Annotated in this window: 19 protein-coding genes and 1 pseudogene; 12 read left to right on the forward strand and 8 right to left on the reverse strand. The window is 42.3% G+C overall.

Annotation, left to right across the window (positions count from 1 at the left end):
- The 8 genes and pseudogenes from H5185_RS11025 to H5185_RS11060 all read right to left on the reverse strand — a co-directional run.
- Positions 1 to 295, reverse strand: a pseudogene (locus H5185_RS11025) (DUF885 domain-containing protein); the annotation flags it as partial.
- A gap of 176 nt (positions 296 to 471) precedes the next feature.
- Complete coding sequence (gene hemW / locus H5185_RS11030; protein ID WP_182742095.1) at positions 472 to 1,611, reverse strand: radical SAM family heme chaperone HemW; 1,140 nt, start codon at positions 1,609 to 1,611, stop codon at positions 472 to 474.
- Positions 1,612 to 2,283 (reverse strand): RdgB/HAM1 family non-canonical purine NTP pyrophosphatase, encoded by a 672-nt coding sequence (gene rdgB, locus H5185_RS11035; RefSeq protein WP_124017180.1) that lies wholly within the window; start codon positions 2,281 to 2,283, stop codon positions 1,612 to 1,614.
- Between the two features lie 249 nt (positions 2,284 to 2,532).
- Entirely contained in the window at positions 2,533 to 2,931 is a 399-nt protein-coding gene (locus tag H5185_RS11040) for a DUF4426 domain-containing protein (protein ID WP_124017223.1), read from the reverse strand.
- Between the two features lie 91 nt (positions 2,932 to 3,022).
- Entirely contained in the window at positions 3,023 to 3,337 is a 315-nt protein-coding gene (yggU, locus tag H5185_RS11045) for a DUF167 family protein YggU (RefSeq protein ID WP_124017181.1), read from the reverse strand.
- Positions 3,338 to 3,357: 20 nt separating this feature from the next.
- A complete protein-coding gene (locus H5185_RS11050) occupies positions 3,358 to 3,906 on the reverse strand; it encodes a YggT family protein (RefSeq protein ID WP_124017182.1) in 549 nt (182 codons plus the stop codon).
- A 231-nt stretch (positions 3,907 to 4,137) separates the two neighbouring features.
- Positions 4,138 to 4,956, reverse strand: coding sequence for a pyrroline-5-carboxylate reductase (proC, locus tag H5185_RS11055; RefSeq protein WP_182698369.1), 819 nt, complete (start codon positions 4,954 to 4,956; stop codon positions 4,138 to 4,140).
- A 264-nt stretch (positions 4,957 to 5,220) separates the two neighbouring features.
- Entirely contained in the window at positions 5,221 to 5,907 is a 687-nt protein-coding gene (locus H5185_RS11060) for a YggS family pyridoxal phosphate-dependent enzyme (protein WP_182742096.1), read from the reverse strand.
- Between the two features lie 27 nt (positions 5,908 to 5,934).
- On the opposite strand from H5185_RS11060, the gene H5185_RS11065 reads away from it, so the two are divergent.
- The 12 genes from H5185_RS11065 to H5185_RS11120 all read left to right on the forward strand — a co-directional run bounded on the left by H5185_RS11065 (position 5,935) and on the right by H5185_RS11120 (position 18,621).
- Complete coding sequence (locus H5185_RS11065; protein ID WP_011638307.1) at positions 5,935 to 6,972, forward strand: type IV pilus twitching motility protein PilT; 1,038 nt, start codon at positions 5,935 to 5,937, stop codon at positions 6,970 to 6,972.
- A 12-nt stretch (positions 6,973 to 6,984) separates the two neighbouring features.
- Positions 6,985 to 8,097 (forward strand): PilT/PilU family type 4a pilus ATPase, encoded by a 1,113-nt coding sequence (locus H5185_RS11070; protein ID WP_124017185.1) that lies wholly within the window; start codon positions 6,985 to 6,987, stop codon positions 8,095 to 8,097.
- Between the two features lie 260 nt (positions 8,098 to 8,357).
- On the forward strand, positions 8,358 to 9,461 hold the full coding sequence (locus H5185_RS11075; protein WP_182698371.1) for a hypothetical protein: 1,104 nt from the start codon (positions 8,358 to 8,360) through the stop codon (positions 9,459 to 9,461).
- Between the two features lie 110 nt (positions 9,462 to 9,571).
- Positions 9,572 to 10,105 carry a glutathione peroxidase gene (locus H5185_RS11080; RefSeq protein ID WP_182698372.1) on the forward strand — a complete coding sequence of 178 codons (534 nt, stop codon included), beginning with the start codon at positions 9,572 to 9,574 and terminating at the stop codon, positions 10,103 to 10,105.
- Positions 10,106 to 10,357: 252 nt separating this feature from the next.
- Positions 10,358 to 11,371 (forward strand): ferrochelatase, encoded by a 1,014-nt coding sequence (gene hemH / locus H5185_RS11085; protein ID WP_124017188.1) that lies wholly within the window; start codon positions 10,358 to 10,360, stop codon positions 11,369 to 11,371.
- Between the two features lie 254 nt (positions 11,372 to 11,625).
- Positions 11,626 to 11,955, forward strand: coding sequence for a stress response translation initiation inhibitor YciH (gene yciH / locus H5185_RS11090; protein WP_124017189.1), 330 nt, complete (start codon positions 11,626 to 11,628; stop codon positions 11,953 to 11,955).
- Between the two features lie 206 nt (positions 11,956 to 12,161).
- On the forward strand, positions 12,162 to 12,722 hold the full coding sequence (locus H5185_RS11095) for a YqgE/AlgH family protein (protein ID WP_124017190.1): 561 nt from the start codon (positions 12,162 to 12,164) through the stop codon (positions 12,720 to 12,722).
- A 213-nt stretch (positions 12,723 to 12,935) separates the two neighbouring features.
- Positions 12,936 to 13,355 (forward strand): Holliday junction resolvase RuvX, encoded by a 420-nt coding sequence (gene ruvX / locus H5185_RS11100; RefSeq protein WP_182742097.1) that lies wholly within the window; start codon positions 12,936 to 12,938, stop codon positions 13,353 to 13,355.
- A gap of 624 nt (positions 13,356 to 13,979) precedes the next feature.
- A complete protein-coding gene (locus tag H5185_RS11105) occupies positions 13,980 to 14,840 on the forward strand; it encodes an HAD-IIB family hydrolase (protein WP_182742098.1) in 861 nt (286 codons plus the stop codon).
- 1 nt (position 14,841) lies between these two features.
- Positions 14,842 to 16,062 (forward strand): glycosyl transferase, encoded by a 1,221-nt coding sequence (locus tag H5185_RS11110; protein WP_124017192.1) that lies wholly within the window; start codon positions 14,842 to 14,844, stop codon positions 16,060 to 16,062.
- A 32-nt stretch (positions 16,063 to 16,094) separates the two neighbouring features.
- Positions 16,095 to 17,831, forward strand: coding sequence for a sugar phosphorylase (locus H5185_RS11115; RefSeq protein WP_182742099.1), 1,737 nt, complete (start codon positions 16,095 to 16,097; stop codon positions 17,829 to 17,831).
- A gap of 232 nt (positions 17,832 to 18,063) precedes the next feature.
- Complete coding sequence (locus tag H5185_RS11120) at positions 18,064 to 18,621, forward strand: DUF4136 domain-containing protein (protein WP_124017194.1); 558 nt, start codon at positions 18,064 to 18,066, stop codon at positions 18,619 to 18,621.
- Positions 18,622 to 19,116 lie beyond the last annotated feature (495 nt).

The following is a 19,116-nucleotide window of genomic DNA, read 5'->3' on the forward strand; positions in this document are numbered from 1 at the left end:
GCTCTTTGTTGCGAGCGATGTCGGCATCGGCAGCAGCATCTGATAGGTCATTCCATTTACCGTAATCTTGTTTGATACCAAGGTAAGTTTGATTAATCGGATTTGCCATGACGTTTTCCATAAAAATGGCTTCAAACAATGCATTGGCTTTTTCAGATTCACTATGTTGGGTGGCTACAGCTGTACTTTCTTGTGGGCTAGACAGCGGCGCATTTTGTAATTGTGCAAGGGCCGATGTACTTAATAAGCTTGATAAAGCAACAGCAACCAGAGTTGTTTTTGTTTTTATAGACATGGATATCTTCCCAAAGTACCTAAATGTAGGAGCACATCCTAATAAAGCTTTGCCTAAAAGTGTGAATAGAAATGTTAGAGGATGTGTATTTGCGGTCGAAGATTTATACATTAATGGATAAAGATTAACTCGCAGTTAACTGTTTATTAAAGTAAACCGCGAGTTATATTGTGCAGTTAAATAAATTGAGACAGTAAATCATTTACAAACATATGCCCTTTAGGCGTCAGCTGCCAGTGTGTTGCGGTTTCGGTTAGTAAGCCTCGTTCAATGGATTTTTGCATGCCTTGCTGTACCACTTCTGCCGCTTGCCCGGTACGCTGTTCAAACTCAGCTTTAGGAATTGGGATCATCAATCTAAGGCGATTCATTAAATACTCTAATGGGCGGTCCTCTTCGACGACATCTGTGGTTTCAAAGGTATATTTATCCGCAGCAAGATAACCTTTTGGATGCTTTATTTTAACGGTACGCACAATCTGATTTGATTCGGGCAAGGTGATTTTGCCGTGAGCTCCACAGCCAATACCAAGGTAGTCGCCAAATTGCCAATAGTTAAGGTTATGACGGCATTGGTAACCAGGCTTTGCATAGGCCGATATTTCGTACTGCTCATAACCTAATGCCGCTAAGCGCTGTTGGCCTTGTTCATAAATTTGCCACAGGTTCTCATCGTCCGGTAATTGAGGCGGCTTTGAATGAAATAAGGTATTAGGTTCAATGGTAAGTTGATACCACGAAAGATGTGGCGGAGCTAATGCCGTGGCGGTATCGATATCATGCATGGCTTCATCAAAGCTTTGATTCGGTAAACCATGCATTAAGTCGAGATTAAAACTCAAATAATCTGCTTGCTTAGCTTTTTGTGCCGCTACTTTAGCTTCATCTTCATTATGGATCCGACCAAGCAAGTTAAGTTTTTCTTTAGAGAAGCTTTGCACCCCAATGGAAAGCCGCGTCACACCCGCTGCACGATAAGCACTAAAGTCATCATGCTCTAATGTGCCAGGATTAGCTTCCATAGTGATTTCAATGTCATCTTCAAAAGGGATTAATGCTTGTGCACCATCAAGTATGCGTTGAATTTGGCTAGCATCAAATAACGATGGTGTGCCACCACCGATAAAAATAGTATGGATTTTTCGACCTTGAACATAAGCCAAGTCTTGTGTTAAGTCGTCTAATAACGCATCAACATATTGCTGCTGTGGCAACTCACCATTTTGGCCATGGGAGTTAAAATCACAATAAGGGCACTTTTGTACGCACCAAGGTATATGAATATATAAACTCAGTGGCGGTAATTGCAATGTCATTTATGATTGCTCATCCATTGTTATTGTATTGCTCGACGAACTGTTCGATGTGTTAGTCGATAAGATTATGCCTTGGGCTTGCATGGCACTCACTAACAGTTTCAGTGCTTTACCTCGATGACTGTGAGCATTTTTCTGATCGCCAGTGAGTTCAGCTGCAGAGCAGTCAAAGCCTTGAGGAATAAAAACGGGGTCATATCCATGGCCTTGTTCACCTTGCGGGGCATGGTTAATGGTGCCTTCCCATGATGCTTGGCAAATAATGGGGGTCGGATCTTTTGCATGGCGCATGTATACCAGCACACATTGAAACCGAGCGCTGCGAAGCGTTTCACCCTGGAGTGCATCAAGTAATTTAAGGTAATTGCTGGTTTCAGTTGCCCCTTCACCCGAATAACGCGCGGAATATATGCCTGGTTGACCTTGTAGTGCATCAACTTCAATGCCTGAATCATCTGCAATAGCGGCTTTACCGGTAATTTCAGCCGCATGACGCGCTTTAATAATGGCGTTCTCAACAAACGTTGTGCCTGTTTCAGCCACCTCAGAAACATTAAATTGGTTCTGCGGTAGTACTTCAATGTTAAATGCCGCAAGCATTTGATCAAATTCGGCAAGTTTGCCTTTGTTGCCACTGGCAAGAACAATTTGTTGTTTGATTGGAGTCTGCATAGGTTTGCTTTTGAAATGAAGAAAAATTTGTCGTTATTATACGCTAACAAAGCCGCGATGCGCTACGGCGCTAGGAACTCTCGGGCTCGCCAGAGGGCGGACTGCGTCCTGCGAGGTCGTAACTCGGTCACAGCTAAGCACAGCTTCGCTGCTAAGATTGAGTTGCTGGGCGACTAGGCTGTTGATTTTATAGCCTCTAGCCGCGAAGCGCTCTATGCTTTTTATCGCTTGCTATCGAGATTTTAGGCCTTAATCGACATAAAACTTTTGTTTAAACTTCAATGAGGTGTTTAGTTGTTTGCCGTACTTAATGGCAATCGTAAAATTAACTTCTTGATCGTCACGATAAGGCACTTCTGCTATGTAATAGATTGAGTTTCCTTCACGGATTTCTTTAAAATCAAGCGTTATGCGTGCATCAAGTAGATTATTGGCGATACCCGATATTTCAACTGGCACTGCTGGGTGTCCATCTTGGCTGGTATTGAGAACGGTAATATTAACTAGACCATTATAACTACTGCGTTCAATACCATAGGTTTTGGCTATTTCTGGTGTAATAAAGGTGCTATTGAGCGCCATGTAGTGAATATCGAAATTACCGACTTGCTGTTTTTGTTCTGCCTGAGCTGTACTCGTCATTGCCATCAATGACAATAATAATATCGGTAAAAGTGAGCGAGATAAACGCAATGATTGAAACATGATCTTGTCCTTAGCGAGCTGAGCAATAGGGTTATTATAGATGAGTGAGCTTTAAAAGTGCGGCTATTTCTGCTGGAATAACTTGCGGCTGGCATATTTGTATTTGCTTATGACGACTATGTTCACCTTTGAGGATATGCACCTGACTTTTTGCCACTTTACAGGCTTTTGCAAGATACTTAGATAAATGAGCATTGGCTTTACCGTCAATTGGAGGTGCAGTTATGGCTATTTTTAATTCGTTACCGTGTAAGCCGATAATTTGATCGCGGCTTGCTTTGGGTTGTAGATAAACAAAAAGCAGCAAGTCACCTTGCTGCTCATCGTTGGAATAGCTTATAGCCGTCATTATTTAGTGATGTCCAACAACTAAATAATCGCCCAAAAAGGGATGTACTGTGCACACAACATATTAATGAAGTTCATGGCAATAAATACTACCAGTACAGATAAATCTAAGCCGCCAATTGCAGGCAGTACTTTGCGCACTGGGGCTAAAATTGGTTCTGTTAACTGAGTCATTACCATCACAATTGGATTGTAACCTTGATTAAACCAACTCAACACCGCTCGAACAAGTAGCATCCAAAAAAGTAATACGCCGGCTTGTTTTACCACAGAAATCACTGAGAACAATACCAAGGTAAGAATATCTACCGCAGCGCCTGCCATGAAAGTAAGTACTAACATTTTTACCATTACGACGATAAAGGCCAGTAACATCGATGAAGTATCAATGCGTCCTATCGAAGGCAATAGTCGGCGCATTGGGGCGATAATCGGTTGTGTCGCCTTAACCACAAATTGGCTAAATGGATTGTAAAAATCCGCTCTTGCAAGTTGTAGCCAAAAACGAAGAATGACGATCATTAGGTATAAGTCAAACAGGGTGTTGACTAAAAAACTCATTGCATTCATGGATATTGCCTTACGTTTATGTAATTTAGTGCTTATGTTTATGCTATCTAGTATTTAACACATGCTAGGATCAATGCTTCAATTAACTGAGCTTATGTTTAGTAATACAGTACTAAGCTGCAAATATAATCACTCACCGCTCAGATCTGCGCTATTAAAGCTTAGTTTTACCTAAGCTATTTTACACCAAAGAGGTTAACTTTAAGTTAAATATTAGTTCATCTTATCGCGTTAAAATGTTTTAGCCATTTCTTGGGCGCGGGCAACACAGTTTGTCATTGCTTTATCGACTAATTCCACTAAACCGCCTTGCTGAAAAGTTTCAACGGCTCTGGCTGTAGTGCCGCCTTTTGACATCACATTTTGACGTAATTCTGTCACCGATAATTGCTGGTTTTGAATCACCATCTGCGCGGCGCCTAAGGCTGCTTGTTCTGCCAATAATCTTGCTTTGTCTTCTGCCATGCCCATGTTGACTCCAGAAGCGATCATTGACTCAATAAACAAGAAGAAATACGCAGGAGAACTGCCCGCGAGCGCGATAACTTGATCCAATTCAGCTTCATTATCAACCCAGGTCACTTTGCCGCCACTTTGCATCAAGGTTTCGCAAATCGCTTTGTGCTCGGCAGAAATACTGTCATCGGCATAAATACCCGTCATACCGTAACCAATTTGTGTCGGAGTATTAGGCATGGTGCGGATAAGTTTTATTGGCTGTTTAAAATAAACAGCATAACGTGATGCAGGAATACCAGCTGCGATAGTAATGATTAACTTATTGGTTAAATCCAGTGAGCTGAGGTCTTCGCAAACGGTGGCCATTAACTGCGGCTTTACGCTGAGTACAATGACATCAGCAGCTTGTGCTGTTGCATTATTATCATGAGAAACATGAATCGAAAAATCTTGCTGCAAAGCATCCAATTTACCTTTACTTGGATTGGTTGCATGAATAAGGTCACTAGGATAGCCATGTTTAACTAAGCCACTAATAATGCTGCGAGTCATATTGCCCGCACCGATAAAACATACTTTTGCTTGAGTCATTGAGTCTGTATCCAATAAATGAGTGAATTTATGTCCAGTTCGTGTGTATGTTACCTAATTCAGTCCTAGGACGCCACGCTTCTGGATTCTAGGGGCGCTACGCTTCTAGGGCGGACTGCGTCCTGCTAGGCCGCTGCGCGGATAGAGCACTTCGCTTCTAGGGCGGACTACGTCCAGCTAGGCGCTACGCTGCTAGGGCGGACTACGTCCAGCTAGGCGCTACGCTGCTAGGTTCTAAGGGCGCTTTGCTCTAGGCTATCAGCTTTATCTTTCGCCAAAGATCGCACTACCAATACGTACCATGGTCGAACCATTCGCGATGGCGATGTCCATGTCGTTGCTCATGCCCATGGAAAGGGTATCAACGCTAGGATACTGTTGTTTGAGTTGATCAAAGAGTTGCTTTAACTGGGCAAATTCTTGTTGTTGGATCTGCTCGTCATTAGTGGCGGTAGGAATCGCCATTAATCCACGTAATGTCAGCTGAGATAAAGAGTTGATAGTAAGCGCTAACGTGGCAACGTCTTCTGCGTTGACGCCCGATTTAGACTCTTCTTGGCTAATATTAACTTGAATACACACGTTTAATGGCGGTTTGTTACTCGGGCGTTGTTCATGTAAACGCTGGGCAATTTTATCGCGACTTAAGGTGTGCATCCAATCAAAATGCTCGGCAACAATTTTGCTTTTGTTTGATTGCAATGGGCCGATAAAATGCCATTCTATATCTGGGTAATCTGCCTGTAAGGCGGTAATTTTAGTTTCGCCTTCTTGAACATAGTTTTCACCAAATAGACGCTGTCCAGCTTGATAAGCGGCAATGATGTCACTGATAGGTTTGGTTTTACTCACCGCCAGCAGGCTTATTTCAGCTGATGATCGTGAACAATTTTGCGCCGCTTGATTAATTCTACTCTGGGCGATTGATATTCTGTCTGCTATTGTTGTCATAATGTTGGTTAAATGGATGTCTCTACAATGGAAATCACTGAATTACTCGCCTTTAGTGTAAAACACAAAGCATCAGATCTACATCTTTCAGCAGGCGTATCTCCTATGATCCGCGTTGACGGTGAGGTAAGGAAAATCAATTTACCTGCGTTAGATCATCAAGGCGTCCATAGTCTTGTCTATGACATCATGAATGATAAACAACGTAAAGACTATGAAGAACATCTAGAAATCGATTTTTCATTTGAAGTGCCTAATTTAGCGCGTTTTCGTGTTAACGCATTTAATCAGTCCCGTGGCGCTGGCGCAGTATTTCGTACCATTCCCTCTGAAATTTTATCGCTTGAGCAACTTGGCGCACCAGAAATATTTAAAAAAATTGCCAGTTACCCACGTGGATTAGTATTAGTTACAGGGCCTACCGGTTCGGGTAAATCAACGACACTTGCTGCGATGGTCGATTACGTTAATGAAAATCGCCATGACCATATCTTAACCATCGAAGACCCAATAGAATTCGTCCATCAAAATAAGCAATGCTTAATCAACCAGCGTGAAGTTCATAAACATACCCATAGCTTTAATGCCGCATTAAGAAGTGCATTACGTGAAGATCCCGATGTGATTCTTGTGGGCGAGATGCGCGACCTTGAAACGATCCGCTTAGCTATGACAGCAGCCGAAACCGGTCACTTAGTGTTTGGTACTTTGCATACCACCTCAGCCGCCAAAACCATTGACCGTGTGGTCGACGTGTTTCCGGAAGGTGAAAAAAGTATGGTGCGCACCATGTTGTCTGAATCGCTTCAGGCGGTTATTTCGCAAACATTAATCAAGAAGATTGGCGGTGGCCGAGTTGCTGCTCACGAAATTATGATGGGTACTCCAGCAATTCGAAACCTCATTCGTGAAGACAAAGTGGCGCAAATGTACTCCGCTATTCAAACGGGTATGTCTCATGGCATGCAAACCCTTGATCAATGTCTGCAAAACTTGGTCAATAGAGGTCTAATTACTCGTGAAGATGCAATGCAGAAAAGCTCGAATAAACAAGCTAATTTCTAAGGAGCTGTGATCATGGATGTTCGTCCATTTTTAAATTTGATGGTGGAAAAAAAAGCGTCTGATTTATTCATCACTGCCGGTTTTCCACCCAGCGCCAAAATTGATGGTGAGTTACGTCAGTTATCCGAAGATAAATTAACCCCAGAGCAGTCGCTGGTGTTTGTTGAATCTTTAATGAGTGATGTACAAAAGAAAGAGTTTCACGATACTAGCGAGTGTAACTTTGCTTTTGCGGCAAAAGATTTAGGCCGTTTTCGTGTCAGCGCCTTCTGGCAACGCGAATCAGCCGGTTGTGTTATGCGCCGTATCGAAACCCAAATTCCTGAAGTTGACGACTTAAAACTGCCGGCGATTTTAAAAGATTTGGTGATGAGTAAGCGTGGTCTTATCATCATGGTAGGTGGTACTGGTACTGGTAAATCGACATCGTTAGCTGCGCTGGTGGGCTACCGCAATGCACATGCTCGCGGACATATTCTGACCATTGAAGATCCTGTTGAGTTTGTCCATAACCACCGTAAAAGCATTATTACGCAACGTGAAGTGGGCATTGATACCGAATCATTCGATGCCGCGCTTAAAAGCTCATTGCGTCAAGCACCTGATGTGATTTTAATTGGTGAAATTCGTACTCAAGAAACCATGGAGTTTGCGTTGTCATTTGCTGAAACGGGCCACTTATGTATGGCGACTTTGCATGCCAACAATGCTAACCAAGCACTTGATCGTATTATGCATTTAGTACCAGAAAGTAAGCACAACCAACTACTATTTGATTTGTCATTAAATTTACGCGGTATTGTCGCGCAGCAGCTTATCCCTAAATCAGATGGAACCGGGCGTCGTGCAGCCATTGAAGTGTTAATCAATACTCCTCGAGTGGCCAGCTTGATCGCCAAAAACGAGTTACATTTACTTAAAGAAACTATGGGTAAGTCACGCGAACAAGGCATGCAAACATTCGACCAAGCCTTGCTCGATTTGTATGTAGAAGGCGAAATCAGTTATGCCGACGCATTACATCATGCCGATTCACCTAATGATTTACGCTTAATGATTAAATTACAAAATAATGAAGCCGCGTCGTCAGGGACAATGGAAGGCATTACTCTAGACATGGATTAGTGATTATCTTAGTCAGTCAATAAGCTGATAATTCATCAAGCTGTTTATTATTAAAGGCCGTAAGTCACATCTTACGGCCTTTTTTGTTACCATGGTCACCATTATTGTTATCATTACTGTGGTTATCATGACTATTGTTGTGAAAGTTGCGATAACAAAAATACATTAAAAATCTTTTTTTCAGTAACCTTATTCGTATTTTTACGTTGTCTGTTACACATTTTTTCACGTTATATAAAATTGTTTTTCAAGGATGTTTCATGCAGTTATGGCAAAAAGTCACCGTCTTATCTTCGCTAATCTTGTTTCCATTCGCGGCCTCAGCAGTACCAGTCACAGATGAAGTCGATATCGGCGGTGCAGTGCGCGTGAACTACGGTTGGAAAGATTACGACAATAACTCCAAACTTGAGTTTGAACTGTTCCGTGCAGATGTTAACTACAAGAGTAAAGATGGCTTATTCGCCTCTGCTCAGTATCGTTGGTATGAAAATATGGACGTAGTGCATCATGCATACATGGGTTATCAATTTGATGAAGCCCAATCAGTGCAAGTGGGTGTAACCCAAGTGCCATTCGGCTTATTACCTTATGCCGCCCATTCATTTTGGTTCGGCGCAACCTATTATCTTGGTTTTGAAGATGATTATGATGCCGGTATCCATTACAAAAATGAACAAGATGGTTGGCGTTATGACTTAGCGTATTTTGCTAATGACGAAATTGGCGACGGTTCTAATTATGATCGTTACTCATTTGATGCGGCCACAACAGCCGATTCACCATATGAAGAGGCTGGACAAATCAACGCCCGAGTTGAACGAGAATTTACCTCTGGTGAAGTGACTCATAAGTTAGGTGGTTCATTACAATACAGCCAATTAGATTTTATGGCTGATGCCGCTACCGTAGTAGGTGAAGACACCAATGGTCTTGCCGCTGCAGCGCATTGGCAACTTGACTGGAAACAATGGCAATTACAATTACAGTATATTCATTATGACTATGATATCGACAACAGTGAACGTATTGCGCTGAGTGCATTTCAATATCCATTTGAAATTGCTGCTGAAGCCGATGTCGCTACCGTTAACATTGCTAAATCGATTGACGTTGATTGGGGTCCAATCTCTAATGTAAATTTTTACAACGATTACAGTCAGGTAATGGCATCGGGTCAAGGGCTTGATGATTCTATCCAGAATGTGACTGGTGTTGCCATCACGGCAGGTAAGTTTTATTCTTATGTAGATTGGATTGCCGGTAAAAATATGTGGTTTGTTGATGGTCCAGGCGTTGGTATCAATAATGGTGATACATCATGGCATTCTCGCTTAAACATCAATATTGGTTTCTATTTCTAAAAGGTTTTGATCTCAATAAAAAAGTATCGCGTATAATGCATTGATACTTCATTAGGCACCGATAAATTCATTTAGCGGTGCCTATTAACTTTGAGAAAAGGACACTTAACATGATTAAATTTATTGCCGCAGCAGGCTTGTTTACCCTTAGTGCAGGGGCTTTTGCTGCAAGTTGTCCTGATTATCTCAATGTTGAAGCCCGCAAATTACACTCCGAAGAAAACGTCAATTTATGTGAACTCACCCAAGGTAAAGCAGTATTAATTGTTAATACCGCCTCCCATTGTGGCTTTACACCTCAATTTGAAGCACTTGAAGCCTTGCACAAGCAATATGCAGACAAAGGTCTAGTGGTCATTGGTTTTCCATCAGATGATTTTTTCCAAGAAGAAAAAGACGAAGCTAAAACCGCAGATGTATGTTTCATCAACTACGGTGTCACGTTTACCATGGTATCAACATCACCCGTGAGAGGCAGTGAAGCCAACTCAGTGTTTAAATATTTAGGTGATAAAAGTGGCCAGCCAAAGTGGAACTTCTATAAATATGTTGTTTCAGGTGATGGCAAAACGGTAAAAGAATTCAGCTCTCGTGTTAAACCCGATAGCGATGAATTGATAAAAGCGATTGAGTCCGTTCTATAAGTGGTCAGCTTATCCAAATGAGTTAGCTAGGATAATTAGTTAACTTAGGATAGCGTTAACTAATATAGCTATTTAATCGAGATAATAGTTTAATTGAAATAGACGTTTTAGAGCGCCGATCGATTTGATCATCAAATCGATAACTAGCGCTCTTTTTGTGTTAATCGAAAGCGATATAATTATAATTTCATCTCACAAGTTACTCATACTGTGATGTATTTATAAATCCATACTAATAACGGAGAAGATACTTTGGCTAGATTTTCAGGGCTAGATAAAGAAACCGGTCACAAAGCGCGTGGCAAAACCGGTGTATTATTATTAAATCTAGGTACACCAGATGCACCAACCGCATCAGCTGTTCGCATCTATTTAGCTGAGTTTTTGGCGGATCCTCGAGTAGTCGAAATTCCAAAACTGATATGGATGATTATTCTTCATGGGATTATTTTACGTATTCGTCCAGCTAAATCGGCAGCCTTATACAAACAAGTGTGGACCGAAGCCGGTTCGCCTCTACTCGACATTAGCCAACGTCAGCAAGCCAAACTAGCCAATCATTTACACGCGCAAGGGCATGATGTGAGCGTCCATTTGGCTATGCGTTATGGTTCTCCATCAACGGCCAGTACCCTGCAAGCAATGCACAAGCAAGGTGTAGATAATTTAGTGGTTTTGCCTTTATACCCACAGTACGCGGCTCCAACAACGGGTTCGGCATTTGATGCTTTAGCCAAAGAATTAATGAAATGGCGTTATATCCCCGCACTGCACTTTATTAACACCTACCATGACAACCCTGATCTTATCGATGCGCTTGCTGCCTCGATTGAAAAAGATTTCGAACAACACGGAAAACCACAAAAACTGGTGATGTCTTATCATGGTATGCCTGAACGCAATTTGCATTTAGGCGATCCTTATTATTGTTTTTGTATGAAGACAACTCGCTTAGTGGTAGAAAAATTAGGCCTAACTGAAGATGAGTATGTGGCAACATTCCAGTCTCGCTTTGGTAAAGCTAAATGGTTACAACCATACACAGACGTAACCATTGGTAGTCTGCCTGAAAAAGGTGTTACCGATATCGCGGTTATCTGCCCAGCATTTAGTGCTGATTGTTTAGAAACCTTAGAAGAAATTAAGGGCGAAAACCGTCACGTATTTGAAGATGCTGGTGGCAAAAACTTTAGATACATCGAATGTTTAAATGACAATGATGATCATATCAATATGATGGCAAATCTTGTTAAACCTTTTCTATAATTATAGGGCGTGACTCCGTCACTGCTAGGGCGCTTCGCTTCTAGGGCGGACTGCGTCCTGCTAGGGACAGCTTCGCTGCTAAGATCCTTGGCCGCTATGCGGCTAGGCTGTTGATTTTATAGAATCTAGCCGCGTAGCGTCCTAGCAGCGCAGCGCTCTAGGCTGTTGCGTACCTAGGCTTTTAGCTTTATATCCTCGCCTCTGCTTTTATGATTTGTTAAACTCAAATAAAGTTTTATTGCTAAAGAAATAATATGAGAATAGATCCTAATATCGCATTAGTTTATAGCACTGATAAAGGTCGTATTGAACAACCTAAACCGCAAGTTGAAGTACCAAGCGGTGATGGTATCGTGCGGATCCACAAAGACAGTAAAGGCCGAAAAGGTAAGGGCGTTAGTGTGATCAAAGGGCTCGAGTTAGATGAAAAAGCCCTAAAAGAGTTAGCGCAAAAACTGAAGAAACAATGTGGCTGCGGTGGTACAGTGAAAGACTTCTGCATTGAGGTACAAACCGACAATCGCGAACAAATAAAATCCATATTAGAGAAGTTGAATTTCACCGTGAAATTGGCGGGTGGATAATACTAGGGCTCGTTGGTCTGTTGTGGTCAATATTTATTCGAACCCTTCGGGCAATCTTTTTGGCGGCTTTATACTGCGTTATCGCCTGTTGATCTAGTATAACTACATCAACAAGTTCTGCCTTGTATGACATGGCTACAAATCGCGGTAAAAATCATCAGGAAAGACCAACAAGCCCAAGGTTAACGCACTATTGGGGAGAGAATATGGATAGCTTAAAAGACCACTTTTTAATTGCCATGCCATCGTTAGATGATACATTTTTCGAACGCTCAGTGATCTACATTTGCGAGCATGATCAAAAGGGGGCGATGGGCATCATTGTTAACCGTCCAATAGGTTTGGAGATTGAAGAGCTGCTTGAGCAAATGGAGCTGTATTTATCGCCTGAGTTTTTATTCTCCCTCGACAGCCAAGTACTCATTGGCGGCCCAGTTGCTCCAGAGCGAGGTTTTGTATTGCATACGCCGCAAAAACATTGGCTCAATAGTACTGAAATCAGTGAGGAGACAATGCTAACATCTTCGCGAGATATATTGGCCTCGATTGGCTCAGACAAATCCCCAGAAAATTTTGTGGTTGCGCTTGGTTACGCGGGTTGGAGTAAAAATCAACTGGAACAAGAAATTGCCGACAATACCTGGTTAACGATCAAAGCTTCGGCCGAGTTATTATTTAACGTAGAACCTGAACAAATGTGGCAGTCGGCCACCCAACAACTCGGTTTCGATATTTGGCAAATGTCGAGTCAAATAGGTCATGCTTAACAATAGTTCGCTGCGCTTCTAGGGCGGACTTCGTCCTGCTAGGGTCGCTGCGCTTCTAGGGCGGACTATGTCCTGCTAGGGTCGCTGCGCTTCTAGGGCGGACTTCGTCCTGCTAGGGTCGCTGCGCTTCTAGAGCGGACTGCGTCCTAGCAGCGTAGCGCTCTAGGCTGTTACTTTTAAAGCGTCCTCTAAAGATTAAACAAAGAGATATACATGCAACCACAAACCGTTCTAGGCTTCGACTATGGCACCAAGAGTATCGGTGTCGCTATCGGTCAAGCCATCACTGCCAGTGCCACGCCTTTATTATCGATCAAAGCGGTTGATGGTATCCCTAATTGGGATGATATCGAAAAATTATTGAAAGAATGGCAACCTGATCTTGTGGTTGTTGGCTTGCCATTAAATATGGACGGCACCGAGCAAGAGATGACTCAACGGGCCCGAAAATTTGCTAATCGAATTAATGGTCGATTTGGTGTCAAAATTGCCACCCAAGATGAACGCCTAACCACTGCAGATGCCAAAGCGCGCTTATTCGAATTAGGTGGTTTTAAAGCATTAACCAAAGGCCAAGTGGATGCCGTGTCAGCGGTGTTAATTATCGAAAGTTATTTCGAAAACCAATTCTAACTTAATGCCTCGATTCTAGGGTCGCTTCGCTACTAGGGCGTGACTGCGTCACTGCTAGGGTCGCTTCGCTGCTAGGGCGTGACTACGTCACTGCTAGGGTCGCTTCGCTACTAGGGCGTGACTGCGTCACTGCTAGGGTCGCTTCGATGCTAGGGCGTGAGTGCGTCACTGCTAGGGTCGCTTCGCTACTAAGATTTTACAGGATCTAGCAGCGTAGCGCTCTAGCATCTAGGCTCTATAGCTTGTTATCGCTTCATTTGCCCCAAAATGGTGCAATTTTTATTCATCGTTGCACATATCTTCTTATCCTGTTCAATACACCTTTCTACCTCATCTTCATTTTTAAATTAATAAAATCAACTATATCAATGATTAAACTCTATTTGTGCTATTAAGGTGCAAACTTATTACGTTTGGCACATATCCTGAATCTATCTTAAGTAAGTCGGATTAGATTAAGCGCGATAATGACTCATTCGCTATATTTATTACTTGTATAGCACTTAGCCGCGTAGCGTTCCTAGCAGTGACGAAGTCACGCCCTAGCACCTCGCAGCGCAGCGATCTAGCAGGACGCAGTCCGCTCTATGCTTAGTTTCGTTCAATGATTGAAAAGGACAGGATATGACAACACGACCACTTATCTTTACTGACATAGATGGCACTTTACTTGATCATTTTGACTACAGTTTTAGCCATGCGATTGAAGTGATTGAAGCATTGAATGAAAGGAAAATTCCGATTATTGCCAATACTAGTAAAACCTTTGCTGAAATGGAAAAGCTGCAACAAACCATTGGTTTTAATTCACCGTTTATTTCAGAAAATGGTGCGGCAATATATATTCCTATTGGTTACTTTGACCAACAACCACCAGACACATTTACCCAAGGGTATTATTGGGTAAAAGAGTTTTGTCAGCCGCGAGAATACTGGCTTGATTTGTTAAAACAACATACGCAAGCATTTAACGATGACTTTATTGGTTTTTCATCTCTATCAGTTGAAGCATTATGTGAGATCACCGATTTATCGCCAGATAATGCCAGGTTGGCTTTGATTAGGAATTATGCCGAGCCAGTACTTTGGCAAGGCAGTGAAACCAATAAACAAGCCTTTATTGAATTAATGACCCGTGTTGGTGCACATACCCTACAAGGTGGACGCTTTCTTCATGTTGGCGGCGATACTGATAAAGGCAAAGCGATGCAATGGTTAGCGGATGTCTATTCCCAGCAATATAACACTCCCGTGACCACCATTGCGCTCGGTGACAGTGGTAATGACAATGCCATGCTCGAAGCCGCTGATCTGGCAATCCAAATCAAATCCCCCGTTCATGAGTTTCCTTCATTAGCGACGAAAAATCCCAGTATCAAAAGTAGTGAATTTGGCCCTAAAGGTTGGGCTGAATGTATTAAGCAAACTCTGCTGTCGTCATCGGCTGAATCACCTGTAAAGCAACTATCATTAGGAGGGGCGTAATATGGCCGATTTTTACCAAAATGGCATTGTCACCACAATGCATAATTTAACCCGACGTAGCCATGAAGAGCTGGAGCAAGATTTAATAACGTTTTCAAAAACACGTCCGTTAGGACTCATTTTGCCATCCTTGTATTCAGAGCTAGAAGGTGATGCCCTTAAAGATATCGTCAGTAAATTAAAACAGGTGCCGTATTTATCCGAAATCGTCATTGGCTTAGATAGAGCCGATCTTAAGCAGTACAAACACGCGTTAAGCTTTTTTGGTGAATTACCACAGCATCACCGCATTTTGTGGAATGATGGCCCACGCTTACAAGCGCTGGATGCAAAATTACAGGCATTAGGATTAGCCCCCAAAGAGTTGGGTAAAGGTCGTAATGTATGGTACTGCATGGGTTATATTTTGGCTTCAGGTAAAACGGAATCGGTTGCGTTGCATGATTGCGATATTGTCACTTACGAAAAGTCGTTGCTGGCTCGTTTACTTTATCCTGTAGCCAATCCACAGTTTCATTATGAGTTTAGTAAAGGCTATTACGCGCGAATTTCGAATGGTCAAATTAATGGTCGAGTGTCACGCCTATTAGTTACGCCGTTGATTAAAGCGCTTAAAAAAGTAGTCGGTTATAACGAATATTTAGAATACATGGACAGTTTTCGTTATCCATTAGCGGGTGAGTTTTCATTTAGACGAGACGTGCTCAATGACCTGCGTATTCCAAGCGATTGGGGCTTAGAAATTGGTGTGCTATCAGAAATGCAGCGTAATTATTCCCATAACCGCATTTGTCAGGTCGACATTGCTGATAATTACGATCATAAACATCAAGACTTATCATTGGATAATGAAGAAGCTGGTTTGTCTAAAATGTCGATTGATATCACCAAAGCCTTTTTCCGTAAACTGGCGACGCAAGGGCATACTTTCAGCAATGAATCGTTTCGAACAGTCAAGGCGACGTATTACCGTATTGCACTCGATTATGTCGAAACCTACCATAACGATGCCATCATGAATGGCCTGACCACGGACATTCATTTAGAAGAAAAAGCGGTAGAAATGTTTGCCCAAAATATCGTTACAGCAGGGCATCGCTTTTTAGATAATCCAATGGAAACTCCGTTTATGCCAACCTGGAGCCGAGTGGTGAGTGCTATGCCCGATGTACTTGAACAACTTAAAGACGCAGTTGAAGCCGACAACGCTGAGTTTAGTTAACGTAAACGATTAACGATTAACGAGGACACTTTATGTCAGTAATGGATGGATTACAGCAAAAGCTGCAGCAACAACTGGGCTGCATTTATAATGATATCGACATTAATATCAGCTTGTCAGCATTGGCAACTCAGCTTATCGAAATCATGCGTATCACAGAGTATTGCCAAGTACCTGAGCCTTTTGCAAATCATTGGTCTGAAAAAGACATCATAATGATCACTTATGGTGACAGTGTCATCCAACAAGGCGAGCGACCGCTCACCACACTGGCGCAATTTATCGACAGCTATCTAAGTTGCATCAATGCAGTGCATATTTTACCGTTTTTCCCTTACAGTTCAGACGATGGCTTTTCAGTTATTGATTATTCAAGCGTCAACGAAGGGCTAGGTTCGTGGGCAGACATTAGTGCTATTGCCAGTAAACGGAGGTTAATGTCAGATTTAGTGATCAATCATTGCTCTAGTCGGAGCTTATGGTTTGAGAATTTCTGTAAAGGTGAGGGCATAGGTCATGATTACTTCTTTACTGCCAATCCAAATGATGACTTAAGCGCTGTCGTTCGGCCAAGAACCTCAGCATTATTAAGACCAACAGAAACACCTAACGGGACTCAACATGTGTGGTGCACCTTTAGCCATGATCAAGTTGATTTTGATTTTCGAAATCCACAAGTATTAATCGAGTTTGTGCGCATCATTCGTCAATATTTAGATGCTGGCGTGAGTATTTTTCGCCTCGATGCGGTGGCATTTTTATGGAAAATAGTCGGTAACAAATCCATTAATTTATCGCAAACCCATGAGGTTGTGCGTTTATTGCGGACCTTGATAGAGCATGCGCAGCAAGATGCCATAATCATTACCGAAACCAATATCCCCAATACTCAAAACTTAACTTACTTTGGCAATGCTAACGAAGCACATTGCATATATAACTTTTCCTTGCCACCTTTGTTGATCAACAGCCTTATTACTGGCAGCTGTTTGTATTTAAAGCGTTGGCTTATGAGCATGCCGCCTGCTCAAGATGGCACCACATACTTTAATTTTATTGCCTCTCACGATGGTATTGGTTTACGTCCAGCGGAAGGCTTACTTGAAGATGATGAGATTGATACTCTGGTCGAGACAATGAAACTGTTTGGCGGCCAAATTTCATCCAGAACCACAGAAGATGGCCAGCAAAAACCGTATGAAATGAACATCGCCCTATTTGATGCACTTCAAGGCACCACTAAAGGCAAGGACTCATGGGGGATGCAACGTTTTGTTTGCGCGCATAGCATTATGTTAGCCCTAGAAGGCATTCCAGGTATTTATATTCACAGTTTATTGGGAACTCGCAATGATTATGAAAAGCTGGCCAATACTTCGCATAATCGGGCTATCAATCGTCATCGTTGGGATTTCAATCAACTAACAGAACAACTGAGTGATGCTAACAGCGACCACAGCCAAGTGTTAACGGCGCTCACTCATCTAATCAATATTCGTACCCAGCAAATTGCATTTCATCCTAATGCGACTCAATTTACCTTGCACCTTGGGTTACAGCTATTTGGTTTCTGGCGTCAAAGTCGTAATCGTAAACAAAGTATCTTCTGCATCAGTAATGTATCGGACCAAATTACTGATCTGCCCATTAATGAACTTAACCTTATTATTGCTGAATACTGGGTCGACCTATTAACCGGGCAGCAAATAGAAGACATCACCCAACCCATGCAACTGCAACCATATCAAACAGTGTGGATTAGTAACTAGGGCGCTAGGTGCTAGGTTCTAGGAACTCGCAGGCTCGCCAGAGAGCGGACTGCGTCCTGCTAGGACAGCTTTGTCGCTGCGCGACTAGTCTGTTGATTTCATAGTCTCTAGCCGCGTAGCGTTCTAGCAGCGAAGCGCTCTAGGCTCTTCAACTATGAAATCTTGTTAACTTGACAACGCCTTTGCTCTCTATAAGCTAATAACAATTAACGTCTTGTTTTTTGGAGCCTGTATGAAAACCCTATTTATCGCTGCTGCAGTATTGGCATTGAGCGCATGTAGTACCTTAAAATCATCTTCAGACTTCGATCCGTCGGTATCATTTAATCAATATAAAACCTACTCATGGGTAGAGAAGAAGGTTGATGATGCGGGCTATCATCTCGATGGACTCATGGATCAACGTGTTCGTGCTGCAATCGAAACTCAATTGAGCCAAAAAGGTATCAGTAAAACAGACAAGCAAAATGCAGACTTGCTGGTCAATTACATCACCAAAGTAGATAAAAAGATTAATATCGACACCTTTAATAGCCACTTCGGTTATAACCCATATTATGGTCCACGTTGGGGATTAGGTGGCAGCCTGCAAACTGAGACCACAGTTCGTGAATACGATGTTGGTACCTTAATGGTCGACTTAGTCGACAACAAAACAGGTAAGCTTATTTGGCGTGGCACAGTAGCTGATACTGTTCGAGAGCAAAACACCCCTGAAGAGCGGATCCAGATTATCAATCATGCTATTGACACTGTTATGAAGGATTATCCACCTAAGCCGACACAGTAAACGTTGACGTTAAATAAACAACGCTAGTAAAAGCCTCGATTACCGAGGCTTTTTTGTTGCATAAACCCTTTGTTCATCAATGTTTGAGCATAAAAGACTTATTGTGATAAAGCGCATAAGGTTAACGATTTACACTTCAAAACAAGATTATACTGTGAGCATGCATAGAGTCAGTGACCTTCACTGATTGATTTTTGTTCGATGTACGAGTGTTAATCGAGGTGAGTGGATGCCGCCTAGCAATCTAAGCAACTATCACTTGGAGAAAATGCACTCAACAAAGAGTAAAACGTTTTAGCTGATCCTTCGAGCCGCGTTAGTTGGCCATTTCAAGGGGTTTATTGGCTTTTATGTGGCATCACGCCACAGCAAGGCCCAGTGTTATCATTTATGTTTTTCATAAACCAATAATGTGCAGCAACAAGCTTGGAAGACCAACAGACTCTAACTTAGTTGCATCCTTACACATCGCAATGATGATGCTGTCGATTCAAG

It is taken from the genome of Shewanella sp. SG44-6, assembly GCF_014164185.1.
Taxonomy (GTDB): domain Bacteria; phylum Pseudomonadota; class Gammaproteobacteria; order Enterobacterales; family Shewanellaceae; genus Shewanella; species Shewanella vesiculosa.

Excerpts from the sequence above, each read along its gene's own strand:
- H5185_RS11115 (WP_182742099.1), top strand. The coding sequence starts at position 16,095 with ATGTCAGTAATGGATGGATTACAGCAAAAGCTGCAGCAACAACTGGGC.
- H5185_RS11080 (WP_182698372.1), top strand. The coding sequence starts at position 9,572 with ATGATTAAATTTATTGCCGCAGCAGGCTTGTTTACCCTTAGTGCAGGG.
- rdgB (WP_124017180.1), bottom strand. The coding sequence starts at position 2,283 with ATGCAGACTCCAATCAAACAACAAATTGTTCTTGCCAGTGGCAACAAA.
- yciH (WP_124017189.1), top strand. The coding sequence starts at position 11,626 with ATGAGAATAGATCCTAATATCGCATTAGTTTATAGCACTGATAAAGGT.
- H5185_RS11060 (WP_182742096.1), bottom strand. The coding sequence starts at position 5,907 with ATGACAACAATAGCAGACAGAATATCAATCGCCCAGAGTAGAATTAAT.
- H5185_RS11110 (WP_124017192.1), top strand. The coding sequence starts at position 14,842 with ATGGCCGATTTTTACCAAAATGGCATTGTCACCACAATGCATAATTTA.
- H5185_RS11050 (WP_124017182.1), bottom strand. The coding sequence starts at position 3,906 with ATGAATGCAATGAGTTTTTTAGTCAACACCCTGTTTGACTTATACCTA.
- H5185_RS11105 (WP_182742098.1), top strand. The coding sequence starts at position 13,980 with ATGACAACACGACCACTTATCTTTACTGACATAGATGGCACTTTACTT.
- H5185_RS11070 (WP_124017185.1), top strand. The coding sequence starts at position 6,985 with ATGGATGTTCGTCCATTTTTAAATTTGATGGTGGAAAAAAAAGCGTCT.
- proC (WP_182698369.1), bottom strand. The coding sequence starts at position 4,956 with ATGACTCAAGCAAAAGTATGTTTTATCGGTGCGGGCAATATGACTCGC.
- H5185_RS11095 (WP_124017190.1), top strand. The coding sequence starts at position 12,162 with ATGGATAGCTTAAAAGACCACTTTTTAATTGCCATGCCATCGTTAGAT.
- H5185_RS11120 (WP_124017194.1), top strand. The coding sequence starts at position 18,064 with ATGAAAACCCTATTTATCGCTGCTGCAGTATTGGCATTGAGCGCATGT.
- ruvX (WP_182742097.1), top strand. The coding sequence starts at position 12,936 with ATGCAACCACAAACCGTTCTAGGCTTCGACTATGGCACCAAGAGTATC.
- H5185_RS11065 (WP_011638307.1), top strand. The coding sequence starts at position 5,935 with ATGGAAATCACTGAATTACTCGCCTTTAGTGTAAAACACAAAGCATCA.
- yggU (WP_124017181.1), bottom strand. The coding sequence starts at position 3,337 with ATGACGGCTATAAGCTATTCCAACGATGAGCAGCAAGGTGACTTGCTG.
- hemW (WP_182742095.1), bottom strand. The coding sequence starts at position 1,611 with ATGACATTGCAATTACCGCCACTGAGTTTATATATTCATATACCTTGG.
- H5185_RS11075 (WP_182698371.1), top strand. The coding sequence starts at position 8,358 with ATGCAGTTATGGCAAAAAGTCACCGTCTTATCTTCGCTAATCTTGTTT.
- H5185_RS11040 (WP_124017223.1), bottom strand. The coding sequence starts at position 2,931 with ATGGCAATGACGAGTACAGCTCAGGCAGAACAAAAACAGCAAGTCGGT.